The sequence below is a fragment of the Asticcacaulis excentricus CB 48 genome (assembly GCF_000175215.2).
GTDB lineage: Bacteria > Pseudomonadota > Alphaproteobacteria > Caulobacterales > Caulobacteraceae > Asticcacaulis > Asticcacaulis excentricus.
The window spans coordinates 2,416,798-2,431,388 of the sequence record NC_014816.1 but is presented as its reverse complement, the minus strand read 5'-3'; the positions used below and the strand labels follow the sequence as shown (position 1 = coordinate 2,431,388).

The window sequence follows — 14,591 nt, the reverse complement described above, 5'->3', positions numbered from 1 at the left end:
CCATGTCTTTTGCCACAGAAATCGAGCAGGCGGCGGATACGCTTTTAGATGGGTTTGTGACGCAGAAAAGTGCGGCTCTTGCTGCAGCCCTGACCCCTGTCGCCTTCGTGGGATTTAGCCTCTACATCATTGTCTTAGGCTATGGCGCCGCGCGTGGGCAGTTGCGCGATCCGCTCACAGCGCCTTTGGGCAAGTTTATGCGTTTCGGGATCGTGGCGACCCTGGCGCTCATGGCGGGCCAATATCAATCACTCGCCGTTGAGGGGCTAAGAGGGGTTGAAAGCGGCCTTATCGGCGCTTTGAGCGGAACGAGTACCGTTGGCGCGGCCATAGATACCTTTATGGTCCCGTTTGATGAGCTTTCGCGTGTGATGGGACAGGAGCTCAGTGAGCAGATGGTCCCGGACCTTCTGCTCCTATTGACCATGGGTATTGTCGTTGCGGCCGAGGTCATCATCGTCGGCATCGGGCTTGGCTATTATCTTCTGTCCAAGATCGCACTGGCGCTCCTGTTTGCCATAGGCCCGGCCTTTATCCTGTGTGCGGCCTTTCCCCCCACCCAGCGCTATGCCGAAAGCTGGTTTGGCCAGGTCTTGAACTTTATCCTGCTGAACGTCCTGATTGTCGGGGCTTTTACGCTCGTGGCAACGCTTGCCGAGCAGTTCGCGCAGTCGGTTCTGTCGACCTATTCGCAAGGCGGACAGATTTTGCGCGATGCCATAGCCCTTCTGATCCTTTGCGCGAGTCTCGCCATCCTGATGCTCAACCTGTCGGCAATCGCCATGGGCCTTGCCGGTGGCATAGCCCTGGGCGGCGGCGAGATCTTACCTGCGATGGCCCTGGGCGCGCTCAATCCGAGGGGCGGCAATACCAACACCGGCGATGGATTGAGTCTGGGCAAAGGTCCGGCGTCTGCGTCCCCAACCCCTTCGCCAACCTCGCCCGGATCTCAGCCTGGCAGTGACAGCGTCAATGGCGCCCCCCAGCACCAGTACCAGTATCAGTATCCCACCTGGCAAACGGCGCCCTATGGCTGGCGCAAGAGGAGATCAAAATGAATAAGTGGCTCTCTATAGGGGTAACAAGTGGTGTGCTCTTTTCCGTGGCGGCCCTTAGTCAGGCGCTTGCGGTCACACCGGTGATTGATGCCTCAAACCTGGCCCAGGCCGTAAAGCAGGTCAGCGCCTGGCAAAAGCAGTATACGCAGATGACCGAACAGATTTTGCATCTGAAGGCCAGCTACGAAAAAACCAAAGCGGAGCTCGAGGCTCTGACCGGGAGCCGGGGACTGGGCGCCATTATGGATAACCCGCGCGTGCGCGACGTCCTGCCCAGTGATCTCGTCGAATCCTACACAGTCTTAAGCGAATTTCGAGCCGACACGCTCTCGGCAGCGGCGTGGTCTTATAAGGACAGAAACGAGGCTCTGGACTGCACCCGAATGGAAGACAGACTGGTCTCCTCGTGTGAGGTCCGGCAAAACCTTCTTTATCAGGACATCGCCTTTCAGACCCAGACGCTTGATCGGCTTCGTCTGCGCACACAACAGATCGATGACCTCAAAGACGAGATCAACCAAACGCAGGATCCCAAAGCCATCTATGAGCTGCAGGCCCGCCTCCAGGTCGAGCAGTCTCACATAGCCAATGAGAAAATCATCCTCGACACGGCGCGCGCTCTGACAACCGACAGTCAGGCTCTGGCGCAGCAAAAGATGCGCGAGCGCACCCTTGCGCGATTGTCCAAGGATGCGCCGTCAGCCGCGGCGACGTTCGTCTTCAATCCGAATGCGCGGGCGCGGCCATGAACACGACAAAGCTCCCCCTAACAAAGACACCACTGGACTATTTCCAGAAGGCCCGGGGCTGGGAGGACGACATAGATGCCTTGCGTCTGAAGTCTGAGCGGCGCGCCTGGTTCGTGGCCTCTGTGGCGGTGGTGATTGCCGGTGTCGCTGTGACCGGCTTAGCCGTCTTGGCCCCCCTTCGCCGTGCTGTGCCCTATGTGTTTGAGGTCGACAAGGCCAGTGGCCTCGTCCAGTTCGTGACGGCGGCCGATGATCGCTCGGTTCAGGGTTATGGCGAGCTTCTCGATAAGCATTGGGTTCAACGCTATGTGCTGGCGCGTGAAGGGTATTACTATCCGCTGCTTCAATCCGACTACGACACGACCTTGTCGCTGTCCGCGCGCGATGTCGCCCGGCAATATGCGGCTTTGTTTGAAGGCTCTGACAGCCGCGACCAGGTTTTGGGGGCTCACACTGAAGAGCGGATCGACATTCTCAGCATCACGCTGAACCCCGATCAGGTCAGCCACAAGGCGGTTGTTCGATTTGCCAGGACAACGCGCAGTCTCACCCAAAACGCCGGTGAGGTTCGCCAGATCTTTCTGGCAACTCTTTCCTATAAATATGAGCCCGGTGCGTTTGGTCAGGAGAAGGACCTTATTCGAAACCCCTTGGGCTTCAAGGTCACAGCCTACAGGGTGGACCCGGAAATTGCCACCGAAGAACAGGCGCGTCCGACGCTGGAGGTGTTGCCATGAGGGCGGCGCTCCTCTCCTTACCTGCCTTGGCTCTGACGCTGGCACTACCTGTTTGCGCCGCGCCCGTACTACCGGTCACGCCCGCCGATGCTGCGGTCATACACGTGCCCTTTGTGGACAGTGGCATTGTTCGGGTTCGCGTCAAGGTGGGCGTTGTCACGCGCATACTTCTCGGAGCCGACGAACATATTGAAGTGGCGGCAACGGGTGTGTCTGCGGACTGCGAAGCCTTAAAACATACCTGGTGCATAAGGGCCGACAAAGGCACATCGATCATCTGGGTCAGACCGAGGCCCGGCGCGCGTTCCAACAATCTCGAGCTGAGGTCAGACCGTCATGACTACAGCTTTGTCTTCGAGGTGGTCGAAGACAGGGTCGTGCGAAACAAGCGCGGGCGCATCATTGGGCGCGTCTTAGCGCGGCCCCACCACAGGGTGACATTTGAGTACAATGACCCCGTAACGGCCAAGGCCCCGATGGCCACCTCTTCTGCGCCGTCCCTGCCCACCGCTCAGCCCGAGGCACCTGTGGTCGTAAACAGGCGTTACCTCTTTGAGCCAAACAAGGCGGGTAAAGGCATAACCCCTGTCGATATGTTCGATGATGGCTGTTTCACCTTTATCCGGTTCTCCGCCAGGGCAGAGCTACCGATCATCTTCAGGGTCAATGCCGACGGCCAGGAGCAACGTCTTGGCATGCAGATACGAGACGGCGTGGTTGTGCTTCACGAGGTGGCGCCAGGGTTTGTGATCAGGCTGGGGGGTGGCGTCGTGAAGGTGGTCAATGCCGGCCTTGGTCAGTCCCCTTTGAATTCAAAATGCACATTAAGCGCCAGGCCGGGGCTCGTCGAAGAGGGGGTGGGTGATGACGGATGACGATCTGGATGTGCCGCATCTTGAAGATAACCCGCCCCGGATTGCGCAGGAGAGCCCAAAACCACGCGTATTCCTTCCAAGGCAGCTCTTGTTCGTTACGACGGGTGCTCTGGTACTGGGCGCAGGCGCGGCGCTTTGGCTTATCAACGCTCGCGCAACGCCCGCGTCCCCAAAGCCAAAGCCTGCGGCCCCGGCCACGGACGTGAAAAGGCAGGTCTTCGATCGGCCTAAACCGCTCACCGGTCAGGACCTGTCAGAGCCTTGCCCGGATCGCTCCCAGCCTGTTCTGGCTAAGTCTCGAGATGGTGTGGGCATCTCGACCAAAGACGGTGTCGTCATGATCTGTGCAGACGGCACCATTGTTACGAAGGCCTATAAGCCATCGCCATCGCCGCAAGAGAGCGCAACCTCATTTGACCCTCCGGCGAGTGTGCCAGGTCCTGTCTCTGAACCGCTCCCAAGATCAAAACCCCAAAAGCCACCGATGACGGTCAATAATGCCGATCGTGAACCAGAGGAAAAGGGTGGGGACCCTTTGTTTTTGTCTGTGCCGGAAGGGGCGCAAAGGAAACCGTCGAATGATGAGGCTGAGAAGCCTGCAACCCCTTTCATATCTCTGAAGGACGAGGGGGAAGAGGAGCCGTTGAATGCCCAAAGGCAGAAGGAACGCGACTTTCTACTCTCCGAAGGTCGACTGATAGAATGTGCGCTCAGTGTGCGCCTTGTGAGTAGCCTGCCGGGGCCTGCGGTGTGCGTTCTTACGCGCCCTGTCTTCTCAGACACGGGAAAGACGCTCCTTCTGGAGGCCGGCAGTGAGGTGGTGGGTGAGTATCAGTCTCTCAAGACACAGGCAGATACGCGTCTCCTGGTGCGCTGGCGTCGTATCCGCACACCTTCAGGCGTCGTCGTCCGTCTGGATGCGGAGGCAACCGATACCCTGGGTGGGGCAGGTCTCGAAGGTGAGGTGAAAAACCACTGGTGGCGGCGGATCGGATCAGCGTTTTTATTGTCGTTTGTACAAGACGCCGTCTCGGGTGCGACAAAGCAAAATCAACAGGATGAGATCGTCTGGGCGCAGGTTGGACAGACCGGTTCGTCTATGTCGGCAAAAGTTCTTGAGGCAAACCTCAATATCCCTCCCACCTTCTATCGCCAGCAGGGTGATCGGGCGCTCATCTATGTGAACCGGGATGTGAGTTTTAGAGATGTCTACCCCTCCACAAGGAAGTGAAAGGCTATCGCCGCCGCAGGCCGGAACGATGATCCGGGAGATGCTTCGCCCGCTCATGCCCTACCTTGATCAAGCAGACTTGCAGGAGCTCGTCATTAACCGGCCCGGAGAACTCTTCTGTCTGACGACAAACGGATGGCAGCGCTATGAAATGGGCGCACTCAGCCACCAACGCCTGATGACCATTTGCCTGGCCATCGCAACCTTTGCCGCCCAGTCCCTTTCGGCTCAGACGCCCATTCTTTCGGCCGTGCTTCCGGGCGGCGAGCGGATCCAGATCCTTATTCCCCCTTGTGTCGAAGAGGGGCTCATATCCTTGTCTATTAGACGTCCCTATCACTCGGACAAGACGCTCAAGGCGTGGGAAGGGGAAGGCGCGTTTGAAAAGATCGAAAGCCCAAAGACGCGAGAAGACGTGCCCGAAAACGCGTTTCGGGAAAGCCTGCGTGATGAACTCACGCGGTGCGTAAGGCAAGGTGAGAACATCGCGATCGTGGGCGAAACGGGCTCGGGAAAGACGACCCTGATGAAGAGCCTCTGCCAGCTCATTCCGTCTCATGAGCGGTTGATCACCATTGAAGATGCCCGCGAGCTTTTTCTGCCCCACCATCTAAACCGTGTCCATCTGCTCTATTCGCGGGGTAATCAGGGGAGCGCATCGATCGGTGCCGGTGACCTTATTACCGCTTGTCTCAGAATGCGCCCGGATCGCGTTTTACTGGCCGAGCTTCGCGGGCCTGAGGCGTTTGACTATCTCAAGCTTTTGTCCACCGGGCACAGAGGATCGATTACCTCTTTCCACGCGGGCTCCTGCGCCCAGGCGATGGATCGCTTCGCACTGATGTGCCGCGAAAACAAGGACGCCATTGGCTTTACCACGGCAGAGCTCTGCGAGCTCGCCCGGCTCAATATCGACCTCGTCGTCCATTTAAGCGTGACAAGAGGCAATGGAGATCAGCGAAGACGCTTCATCAAGGAGATCTGGCGACGCGTGCCACAAAGCGTGACGCAATGACGAGGACCATTAGGTGGACCCTAATCGGTTTGGCGTTTGCTACTGTGGGGTTAGGCCTTATTGCTTTGAGCCTATCGCTTGCAGGGACCATTTACATGGCCATGCAGGGCCATTTTCCGAGCGAATTCACGCCGCTTCTCTGGATCAGCCTTTGGCGCGTTGCTGACGACATAGAGCCTATGAAGCCAGGCCTGATCAGGGCATTGGGTTTAGGCCTCGTACCCGTTGTTATTGTCTTATTCGCCCTAGCACATGCCCTCACCGGTAAATATGGCCAGAACATTCATGGGGCCGCGCGGTTCGCGACGCTCACGGAAATGAGACGGAGAGGTCTGTTTTCAAGGAAGGGGATAATTGTAGGCAGGTGCGCCGCCACCCTCTTGCGGTATCCGGGGGAGGAGTTTGTGATGATTGCCGCTCCTACCCGAACGGGGAAAGGGGTCGGCGTCGTTGTGCCTAATCTCCTCGACTTCGAAGGTTCCATTCTCGTCGTTGATATTAAGTTCGAGCACTTTCAGCTGACATCTGCCGTACGAAAGGCGATGGGACAGGAGGTCTTTCTGTTTCATCCGTTTGCGGCTGGCGCTCAGACGCACCGCTGGAACCCGCTCGATACCATCAGGCGCGACCCTGAGCATCGGGTAAATGATATTCTGGCCATTGCCCACGTGCTTTATCCGCACGCGAAGGACAAGGACGGCTTCTGGAACGAACAGGCGAGAAACCTGTTCCTAGGCGTGGTGCTCCTCCTCATGGAACAGGCACCCGAGCGCGTGAATATGGCGAATGTCTTTGCCGAAGCCGGCGGTCGTGGGGAGGCGCCTAAAACCTATCTCGCCCGAAAAAGCACTGAGCTTAAGCCAGGGCCTTTCACTCAGATCTGTATCGATGCGCTCGCGAGGTTTTGCCTCACAAGCGAAAACACACTGACATCGATCCTCGCCACCTTCAACGGGCCACTCACGGTCTTTTCTGATCCGAAGGTGGCCTCGTCCACATCGACAAGCGACTTTAACCTGCAGGACCTGCGCAAGAAGCGGATGACCATATATCTGGGGATCGGACCGGCGGAGCTGTTGCCCGGTGCTCTTATTCTCAACCTCTTTGTCTCAAGGCTCATCCAGCAGAATGTTGATCGTCAGCCTGCGGATGATCCCACGCTGTGCGTGCCCTGTCTCCTCATACTCGATGAGTTCGCGGCACTGGGTAAGGTCGAAGTCCTGGCGAAGGCCAGTGCCTATATCGCAAGCTACGGCCTTAGGCTTTTGACGGTGATACAAAGCCAGAGCCAGCTCGATTCGCTTTATGGTGAGCATGACGCGAGGACGCTGCGCACCAATCATGCGCTCCATATCCATTTTGCCCCAAGGGATCCCCTTGACGCGAAGCGTTTGAGCGAACGCCTGGGTTATTTTCAGGTCGAAGAGACGGCCCGCTCACGAATGGTGCGAAATGGCACGGTCGCGAGCTCGCAATGGACCAATATTCAAAAGCGTGCCCTGCGCCTGCCTCAGGAGCTTCAGCTCATGGGGCCTGATGAGGCGATATTAATCCTCGATGGGATCGCCCCCATAAAAGCACAGAAAGCCTACTACTATAAGAACCCCGTGTTTTTGCAGCGCTTACGATCCGCAAGCGCCTACCTTCAGTCCCTTCCCAGAGGCCGCTTTACCCAAGGCCAGCTGCAGAGAGCCGCATGCACCGATCTGTTCCTGAAACTGCCCGTGAGCTCAACGTTGCCGGCTGAGCCACCTTTAGTGCCCCAGGCCATGGAGGCGCAAGCGCAAGGTGAGGTTGTGCTGTCGGGGGCGCCTAAAGGGCCGCGGCAGCCAGCATGGAAAAAGTGGGCGAAAAAGACATCGAATGCATCAGGCACGAATGACGCGCCGCCGCCTGCATCGACAGATCCCGCCGTGAGTGCAGAGAGGGATAAAACGCCCGATCCCCCACCTCAGAGACAAAAAGCGCGCCCACGGCGCAAAAAGGTCATTGAGACCGATCCGGAGAAGCTGAAGATCATTACGCGCTAGGCCCGGATGGGATCAGGAGAAATCGGGTAAGACAACCGATGCGCGTAAAAATATACCATAAATATTTTACAATTTATCGGAGAGGGCTGGCGTTTCTCAAATAGCTTTGATAGACTCATGGTTGGAGTCGTACGCGCGGCTCTGGGGCGTCGAAACCCCGTGTTACTGGTTGATGTCGGCCATTCCGACACACCTCCTTGACCTATGTGGTCGGGGAGCCTGTAGCGCATGCAACAGGCCCCGGCTAAAGGCTACAGGGCCGTGTAACACCGGTTTCGAACTCCCCGATCTCCAGGATCGAGGAGGCTTCTTCAAGGCGGGGGCGAACCGCCAATTGAAGCCTCGGGGGTTAGCGCATGAACACCGGGCCGCACCTTAGTTCCTTAGAGCGTACGCTCAGCATTGGCCGAAACATCCGACTGTTTCGCGAGCAAAAGCGAGTGACCCTGAGCGATATGGCACTGGGTATCGGTATAACCTCAGATCGTTTGAAGCGGATTGAGAGCGGAAAACTCAAGCCTTCGGCCTCTGAGCTTTTGCGCGTGTCGCGGATTTTAGAGCGCCCCGTCTCCGACTTCTTTGGGGGGGAGGGGCATTTACCGCCGGGCGTTCGCCCCATCGACCTTTGGTTTTCCCAGTCGATCCTGCCCCATGCTAGAGCCTATTTTGGCATCGCCTACAGTCTCACGAAACATCGGGAGGCGGCAAACGACCTCGTTCAGGACGCCTATGCGCGTGTACTGGCTTATGAGGCCTGGGACACTATCGAACAGCCTCGCGCATTCGTCATACGCATTATCCTCAATCTGGCGCGCTCTGAACTTCGCCATCAGAAAGTCATATCGTTTCAGGGCCTGCCAGATAATGAGACACTTGAATTTGCCTCCGGCGCTCCGGACGGTTTTGAAACGGTCTCTGTTCGTCAGCAACTCGCTCGCGCTTTAGACGCCCTTAAAAAGCTGCCTGCGACAACCCGCTATGTTTTAAGCTTGAGGCGCCTCGAAGGTGTGCCCATTAAAGAGATCGCCAGCCGGCTGGGAATCTCCGTAAAAGGCGTAGACTACCATATAGCCCGCGGTTCTTATCTTCTGGCCAAGGCTATAGAAGACGATGCCCTCGCCAAGGGGGTGCCCGATCAGGACGACGCGCCGCCCCGCTGAGACATCTGGCGTCCGGCAGGGCGTTTGAAGTCAGGTAAAAGGGGTTAAGTGTTTTGAACGGAATTCGGGAAGATGGTGTCGATAAGCCCCTTGAAGAGGCAGCGACCTGGTATGCCCGATTGCAAGCTGATGAGGCCGAGCTTCCCGCCTTTGAGGCCTGGCGTGGCAGTCACCCAAAAAATGCCGTGGCCTTCGCCAAGATTGTTGCGGCCAACGAGAGCCTGAGGGCAGACCAGGTAAAGGGCGTCGATCGTCTGGCCCTCTATCCCCTATGGACGCGGCGCAACCTGTATTTTGTCCTAGGCCTTTTGGGCGCGCTCATCCTGTTTTCGCTCATGGGCTATCTCCTCTACTTCCGCTCTCGAGGCCGATCAGACACAAAGCAGGGCGAGGTCAGGATGCTCGCCCTCGCTCAAAACCTGAATGTCGAACTCAACACCAAAACGCGCATTAAGTGGCAGGCTTCAGCCCGGGCTGTTCAGCTGACCCTTCAAGAAGGCGAGGTCTTTATTCGCCAGGCCCCAGGAGCCATTGTCTGTCGTCTCATGTGCCAGGGGCGTATTGTGGTGCTGTCAGCCGGCGAATATCTGGCCAGACTAAACGGCCAGACCCTCGATCTTCTGGTGTTAAAAGGCGAGGCCGAAATACCCCCCAAAGGCTCCGAAAGAGCCGTCGTTCGATTGCATCCGCAGCAAAGCGTCCTTTTGGGATCTGACCTGGCAGCACCTCGTACCCTTAGCGTGTCGCAAACCGAGTTTCGAACGGGCTGGCGCCAGGGTTACGTCGATCTCGACGGCCAGATCTTAAGTGAGGTGGTTGCCGAGTATAATCGCTACCTCGAAAAGCCCATTCGCATCGCGGATCCGGAGATTGGCGACTTAAGACTTGCCGGAAGGTTCAGCCTCAAGGATCCAAAGCCCTTTCTCGAAGGGTTACGACAGAGCTTTGGATTAAACGTGGTGGGCGACGAGGAAGGCTATGTCATCAGTCGGTGACGACGATCGAGTCTATGGGCTTTTGACCCGATCCTCCGCCCCCGGACTAAATTATTAAATTTGTTACTAGGGAAACGATGTGGGCGCGCGTCTCGCCTTTGATGGTCATGAACTGACCGTGAAAGGGGATGACAATGCACTCACTGACCTGCCGGTCGCCGGCGCGTACCACCTGTTTTCTGCTGGGATTTACAGCACTCGTTAGCTTTGCCTGGATTGGGGCCGCGAACGCGCAATCGGCACCCGTGCGAACCTATTCGATCCCGGCGCAATCTACACAACAGGCCCTGAAGGCACTCGCCGAGCAGAGCGGGCGTCAGATCCTGTTTCCGTTTGACGCCGCTAAAGATGCCCGTTCACCGGCACTCGTTGGCGACTACACACTCTCCGATGCCCTATTGAAGCTGACAGAAGGCACGAAGCTAGACGTCGCCGAAATCACCGATACCGCCATTTATCTGAAGGCCCGCCAGTCGAAGGAGGGGCAGGCGAAAGCCGTGGAGGCCGCACCGCAGGATGTCGTGGTGATCGGTTCTCGCATACGCGGGGCGAGGCCCTCGGCCCCCGTGATCCGGCAAACCGAAGAAGAGATACAAATGGGGGGCTTCTCCAATGTGGGCGATGCCCTCATGAGCCTGCCCCAGGCGCACGGCGGCGGGCAAAATCCCGGGGTTGGTGTAAGCCAGGGCAGTTATCTCAACGCCAACACCAATTCCGGGTCGAAGGCAAACCTGCGCGGTATTGGAGCGGATGCGACCCTGACGCTTCTCAATGGACACAGGCTTGCCGATGATTCCGCCACCGCCGGCGCCGATCTCTCTACCATTCCCCTGGCGGCCATCGATCGCTTCGAGGTGATCGCCGATGGGGCGTCAGCCCTTTACGGATCCGACGCCGTGGGCGGGGTGGTCAATGTCGTTCTGAAACGCCGCTTTTCCGGGTTGCGGCTCGACGCGCGTGTCGGTGGTGCGACGCAAGGCGGACTGGGCCAGCAACAGCTTAGCCTGGTGACAGGGCTCGACGGTGAACGCGGCGGTGTGATGATTGGTATTGATGCGACCGAAATCGATCCCATCGTCGCCAGTCAGAGAGCTTACACATATGCGATGGATGGGGTGAACACGCTCTACCCTCAGATCTCCAAGCGCAATGTCATCATCGCGGGTCAGTACGCGCTTACGCCCGACCTTGACCTTCGCTTTGATGGTCTCGTCAGCCGTCGTAACTCAACAAGTATTGCCTCCCCCGTGAAGGGCGAAGGCTATCAGCGCAATGGCAACATCGCGATGCCAGAGACAACAGCCCATTCGCTCTTTGCGGCCCTGGACTATCGCCTTGGCCATGGCTGGCAAGTCACCGGCCAGGTTCAGTCCGGAAAAGACGATTCTCAACTCTATGGCCTGCTCTATTCGAATGGCGTCGGGGCCGTCAGTGCGCTTTGTTATTGTAACGCGATGCGCGCCTCAGAGGTTTTCGCGGAGGGACCGCTGTTTCGTCTCCCGGGTGGGCCGGTGAGGCTCGCCATCGGCGCGGGCACACGCGAAAACCGCATGGCCTATACCCGCACACTCTCTGGCAACAGCGTCGGCCGGTTCGACGTGACCCGCACCAACGACTACCAGTTTGCCGAACTGAGCCTGCCACTTGTCTCGAAAGACAATTCTGTCTCGTTCGTCGATCGGCTGATCCTGACGCTTGCCACGCGCCATGAGGCGTTTTCGGATCTTGAGGATGTCAGCGTGCCAAAGGTGGGTTTAGTCTATGCGCCGAATGACACGCTCACCTTCAAGGGCTCGTGGGGCAAATCGTTTAAGGCCCCCGATTTTCTGCAGCGCTATAATGTTCAGCAGACCATCCTTCGGAATGTCAGTGGCTATGGTACGACCTTCCCGACCGGGGCGACCTATCTCTCGATGAGTGGCGGTAACACCACCCTCAAACCCGAAAGGGCTACGACAAAGACGTTTACGCTGGAATATACCCCGAAGGCGGTGGACGGCCTGACGGTCTCACTGAGCTACTTTGATATCGACTACACGGATCGCATCTCCGTTCTTCTGACCTCCTACACAGGGGTTCTGACTAACCCGGTCTACACCACCCTCGTCACCTTCAATCCCTCGCAGGCGCAGATTAACGCGGCAATCGCGGGCGCGGCCGTCGGTTTGCAGGTGTCTGGGAGTCCGAGCCGTGATCTGACCCGGGTCATCGCCCTTGTCGATAACCGGTGGCAAAACGCGAGTGCGCTTCGCCTGAACGGGTATGACCTGGCGGTAGATCACAGGTTTACCAGTGCGGCGGGAAGCGAGTACGTCCTTAGCGTTTCCGCCAGCCACCTCAAAAGCAGACAGCAGCTCAGCCCAACCCAGGCCTACTACGCCCTGTCGGGAACCGTCTTTGATCCGGCGCAACTACGGGTCCGCGCGGGGCTCGGGTGGCGACACGGCGGGGCCTCCGTCCAGACCTATGTCAATTACATGCAGGGGCTAACCGATGACCGGCGTCAGCCTTGGGTAGACGTGCCCGCTTACACGACGGTGGATGTCTCAGGGCGGTTACAGCTCGGTGAACAGACCCATCTGTCTTTATCCGTGCAAAACCTGTTTAACCAGGAACCCCCGCTGATATTCACCTCGTATGGCACTGAAACTCCTTTTGATACGACCAACCATTCCGCCATCGGCCGTTATGTCAGTTTAACCCTCAGCCGGAGTTTCTAAGCGTGCGTCTTCTACCCGCCCTGATCCTGCTCACCGGGCTTTTGGTTGCCACTCCGGGACTGGCCGGGTCTGAAAAGACCCGGTCCTTTTTGGTCGAAGACCTGATTGGATTGACCTTGCCGCGGGAGCCTCAGGCATTTGCTCCCTACGCCCTGAAGCGATCGACAGATGACCGGTATATGGCCGTCATCACGCAACGGGCGGATCTCGGCAAAGACCGTCTCATCTACGAGCTTCTGGTGTTTGACGCCCGAACCTGTCTGACGACCTGTAGGCCGCACAAAGTGTGGCGTGCCGTCGCGCCGGCGAATGTCACGGGGATTCTCGGACTTCAGTGGCTCTCAGGGCGCCAGTTGCAGTTTGTCGCCAACGACCAACGCTCAGGATATGGTGTCTATCGGGTCACCCTTCCCATTGGGCATGTCGAAAAAGTCGTAAGTGAAAAGCACCCTATATTGAATGCGGTTTCAGCCTTTGACACGACGCACATCGCATGGATCTCTGAGGCCCCCCAAAGGCCCTTGTTTGAAGATGAGCGGGCCAGACGAACAGGCTTATCGGTAGAGACAGAAACCGCGGACCAGCTTCTGGCCAACCGAGGCTCCGGGGCGGCGGCCAATACGGGGCGAGTCGGGGACCGATATCTGAACATCGAGACGGTCGCAACGCGGGCGCGTACGGTTGTGATCCTCGAGGGGGATTATCTCACACCAAGTTTAAGCCTCTCCAGAAACGGCCAGATCGTGGCTCTTGTGAAACGCGAACCCGCCGAGGATACGACGCCAAATCCCAGGCGATCGGCCGTACTGCGGCTTTACTGGTCAGATGATCAAAAACGCCTCATCCGGGCACCCTTATCCAGCGTTGCCTCCGATACGCCAGTGTGGTCGGAATCTGATGATGCCCTGTTTGTGACGGGGCTCAGCCGCGATCGCAAAAAAGGGGCAGTACGATTAAGTCGTGCTCAAGGCACCGCCGAGCCCATTCAGGGAGTAAGTGGGCGTATTGTCCGTGCACGGAATGCCCACGCCCTCATCGTTGAAGACGCAGACGCACGGCGGCAAACCTATCTCGAAACGGACGGGGCCTGGGGTACTGCCGAAACCCCGCAAGCGGATCAGCCGTCCTTCAGAATTGTTGAGGGCGTGAATGACCCGCCGCGGCTTTTCAGGTTCGATAATGAGACTGGCACCTCTCAACCGATCTACGATTTCAACCCGGGCTTCGATTTCGGCAGGCTCGTCAAGGTCGAGGTTCGCCAGATCGTGGTGGGTGAGCGTAGCTACCATTACGGCCTTTATCTCCCCAAAGGTGCGCGCCCTTGCCACGGATTTCCTCTGATGATGCAGACTCACGGTTTTGATCCGAAGACGTTTCAGCCTGAAGGCCTCGCCACATCGGGCTATAGCGCTCAGGCCGTGGCACAAGGCGGTATCGCGGTCGTGCAAGTGCCTGATCCCGTGCCTGGCGCCCTTGACCAGGAGGGCGCAAATGCGGTGGCTCTCTATGAAGCGATTATCGAACAACTCCGTCAGGAGGGTCTCGTTGATAAGGAACGGCTCGCCATACTCGGATGGAGCCGCACAGGATTTTCTGTGCGCTATGCTCTGGCAGAGAGTGTGCTCAGGTTTAAAGCCGTCGTACTCTCTGATGCGTTGGCCGGTGGTTACATGTCCTGGCTCGCCTCGCAAAATCTTGGCGCTGACTACCAGAACCTTGCCCTTGAGCTTAACGCTCAAACCCCGGGAGGCACATCCGGGTCTGAAACTTTTATTGTATCTAAAGCCGCGAAGGTCAAAACACCGGTGCTCCTCTTTGCGTTTGGAAGTTCCTCCCTTCTGGAAACGTGGGAGGATTACGCGCTTCGCAAGCAATACGGCAGCGCCGTCGTGCTTAAGTACTTTCCTGACGCACTCCATGCGCCCCGTTTGCCAGCTGAGCGATTGGCGGTGATGAATGCGGTCGTCCCGTTCGTGACCGATACGCTTCAATCCCAAACAAAGGGCTTATGTCCCTAAGCC

General features: G+C 57.8%; 11 protein-coding genes. All 11 read left to right on the top strand.

Features of this window, described 5'->3' with window-relative positions:
• The first annotated feature begins 2 nt into the window (after positions 1–2).
• Positions 3–1,058, top strand: coding sequence for a TrbL/VirB6 family protein (locus ASTEX_RS11085; protein ID WP_013479725.1), 1,056 nt, complete (start codon positions 3–5; stop codon positions 1,056–1,058).
• Positions 1,055–1,807: a TrbJ/VirB5 family protein gene (locus ASTEX_RS11080; protein ID WP_013479724.1), complete on the top strand. Its 753-nt coding sequence runs from the start codon at positions 1,055–1,057 to the stop codon at positions 1,805–1,807. The genes ASTEX_RS11085 and ASTEX_RS11080 overlap by 4 nt, the downstream gene beginning before the upstream one ends.
• Positions 1,804–2,544: a VirB8 family type IV secretion system protein gene (locus tag ASTEX_RS11075; protein WP_013479723.1), complete on the top strand. Its 741-nt coding sequence runs from the start codon at positions 1,804–1,806 to the stop codon at positions 2,542–2,544. Before ASTEX_RS11080 ends, ASTEX_RS11075 begins: the two co-directional genes overlap by 4 nt.
• Positions 2,541–3,419, top strand: a complete 879-nt coding sequence (locus tag ASTEX_RS11070; RefSeq protein WP_013479722.1) for a TrbG/VirB9 family P-type conjugative transfer protein — start codon at positions 2,541–2,543, stop codon at positions 3,417–3,419. The genes ASTEX_RS11075 and ASTEX_RS11070 overlap by 4 nt, the downstream gene beginning before the upstream one ends.
• Entirely contained in the window at positions 3,409–4,650 is a 1,242-nt protein-coding gene (locus tag ASTEX_RS19350) for a TraB/TrbI/VirB10 family type IV secretion system protein (RefSeq protein ID WP_013479721.1), read from the top strand. The genes ASTEX_RS11070 and ASTEX_RS19350 overlap by 11 nt, the downstream gene beginning before the upstream one ends.
• Positions 4,651–4,690: 40 nt before the next feature.
• The gene (virB11, locus tag ASTEX_RS11060) at positions 4,691–5,665 is read left to right on the top strand and encodes a P-type DNA transfer ATPase VirB11 (RefSeq protein ID WP_168148106.1); all 975 of its coding nucleotides are present in this window, start codon (positions 4,691–4,693) and stop codon (positions 5,663–5,665) included.
• A 95-nt stretch (positions 5,666–5,760) separates the two neighbouring features.
• A complete protein-coding gene (locus ASTEX_RS11055) occupies positions 5,761–7,695 on the top strand; it encodes a type IV secretory system conjugative DNA transfer family protein (RefSeq protein WP_013479719.1) in 1,935 nt (644 codons plus the stop codon).
• 356 nt (positions 7,696–8,051) lie between these two features.
• The gene (locus tag ASTEX_RS19345; protein ID WP_013479718.1) at positions 8,052–8,855 is read left to right on the top strand and encodes a sigma-70 family RNA polymerase sigma factor; all 804 of its coding nucleotides are present in this window, start codon (positions 8,052–8,054) and stop codon (positions 8,853–8,855) included.
• Between the two features lie 53 nt (positions 8,856–8,908).
• The gene (locus tag ASTEX_RS11045) at positions 8,909–9,850 is read left to right on the top strand and encodes a FecR family protein (RefSeq protein WP_013479717.1); all 942 of its coding nucleotides are present in this window, start codon (positions 8,909–8,911) and stop codon (positions 9,848–9,850) included.
• A gap of 134 nt (positions 9,851–9,984) precedes the next feature.
• The gene (locus ASTEX_RS11040) at positions 9,985–12,570 is read left to right on the top strand and encodes a TonB-dependent receptor (RefSeq protein ID WP_013479716.1); all 2,586 of its coding nucleotides are present in this window, start codon (positions 9,985–9,987) and stop codon (positions 12,568–12,570) included.
• 2 nt (positions 12,571–12,572) lie between these two features.
• Positions 12,573–14,588, top strand: coding sequence for an alpha/beta hydrolase family protein (locus tag ASTEX_RS11035; RefSeq protein ID WP_013479715.1), 2,016 nt, complete (start codon positions 12,573–12,575; stop codon positions 14,586–14,588).
• Positions 14,589–14,591: the final 3 nt, after the last annotated feature.

Bases quoted from the DNA above. Each gene is read 5' to 3' on its own strand.
- ASTEX_RS11085 (WP_013479725.1), top strand. From the start codon at position 3: ATGTCTTTTGCCACAGAAATCGAGCAGGCGGCGGATACGCTTTTAGAT.
- ASTEX_RS11080 (WP_013479724.1), top strand. From the start codon at position 1,055: ATGAATAAGTGGCTCTCTATAGGGGTAACAAGTGGTGTGCTCTTTTCC.
- ASTEX_RS11075 (WP_013479723.1), top strand. From the start codon at position 1,804: ATGAACACGACAAAGCTCCCCCTAACAAAGACACCACTGGACTATTTC.
- ASTEX_RS11070 (WP_013479722.1), top strand. From the start codon at position 2,541: ATGAGGGCGGCGCTCCTCTCCTTACCTGCCTTGGCTCTGACGCTGGCA.
- ASTEX_RS19350 (WP_013479721.1), top strand. From the start codon at position 3,409: ATGACGGATGACGATCTGGATGTGCCGCATCTTGAAGATAACCCGCCC.
- virB11 (WP_168148106.1), top strand. From the start codon at position 4,691: ATGCTTCGCCCGCTCATGCCCTACCTTGATCAAGCAGACTTGCAGGAG.
- ASTEX_RS11055 (WP_013479719.1), top strand. From the start codon at position 5,761: ATGGCCATGCAGGGCCATTTTCCGAGCGAATTCACGCCGCTTCTCTGG.
- ASTEX_RS19345 (WP_013479718.1), top strand. From the start codon at position 8,052: ATGAACACCGGGCCGCACCTTAGTTCCTTAGAGCGTACGCTCAGCATT.
- ASTEX_RS11040 (WP_013479716.1), top strand. From the start codon at position 9,985: ATGCACTCACTGACCTGCCGGTCGCCGGCGCGTACCACCTGTTTTCTG.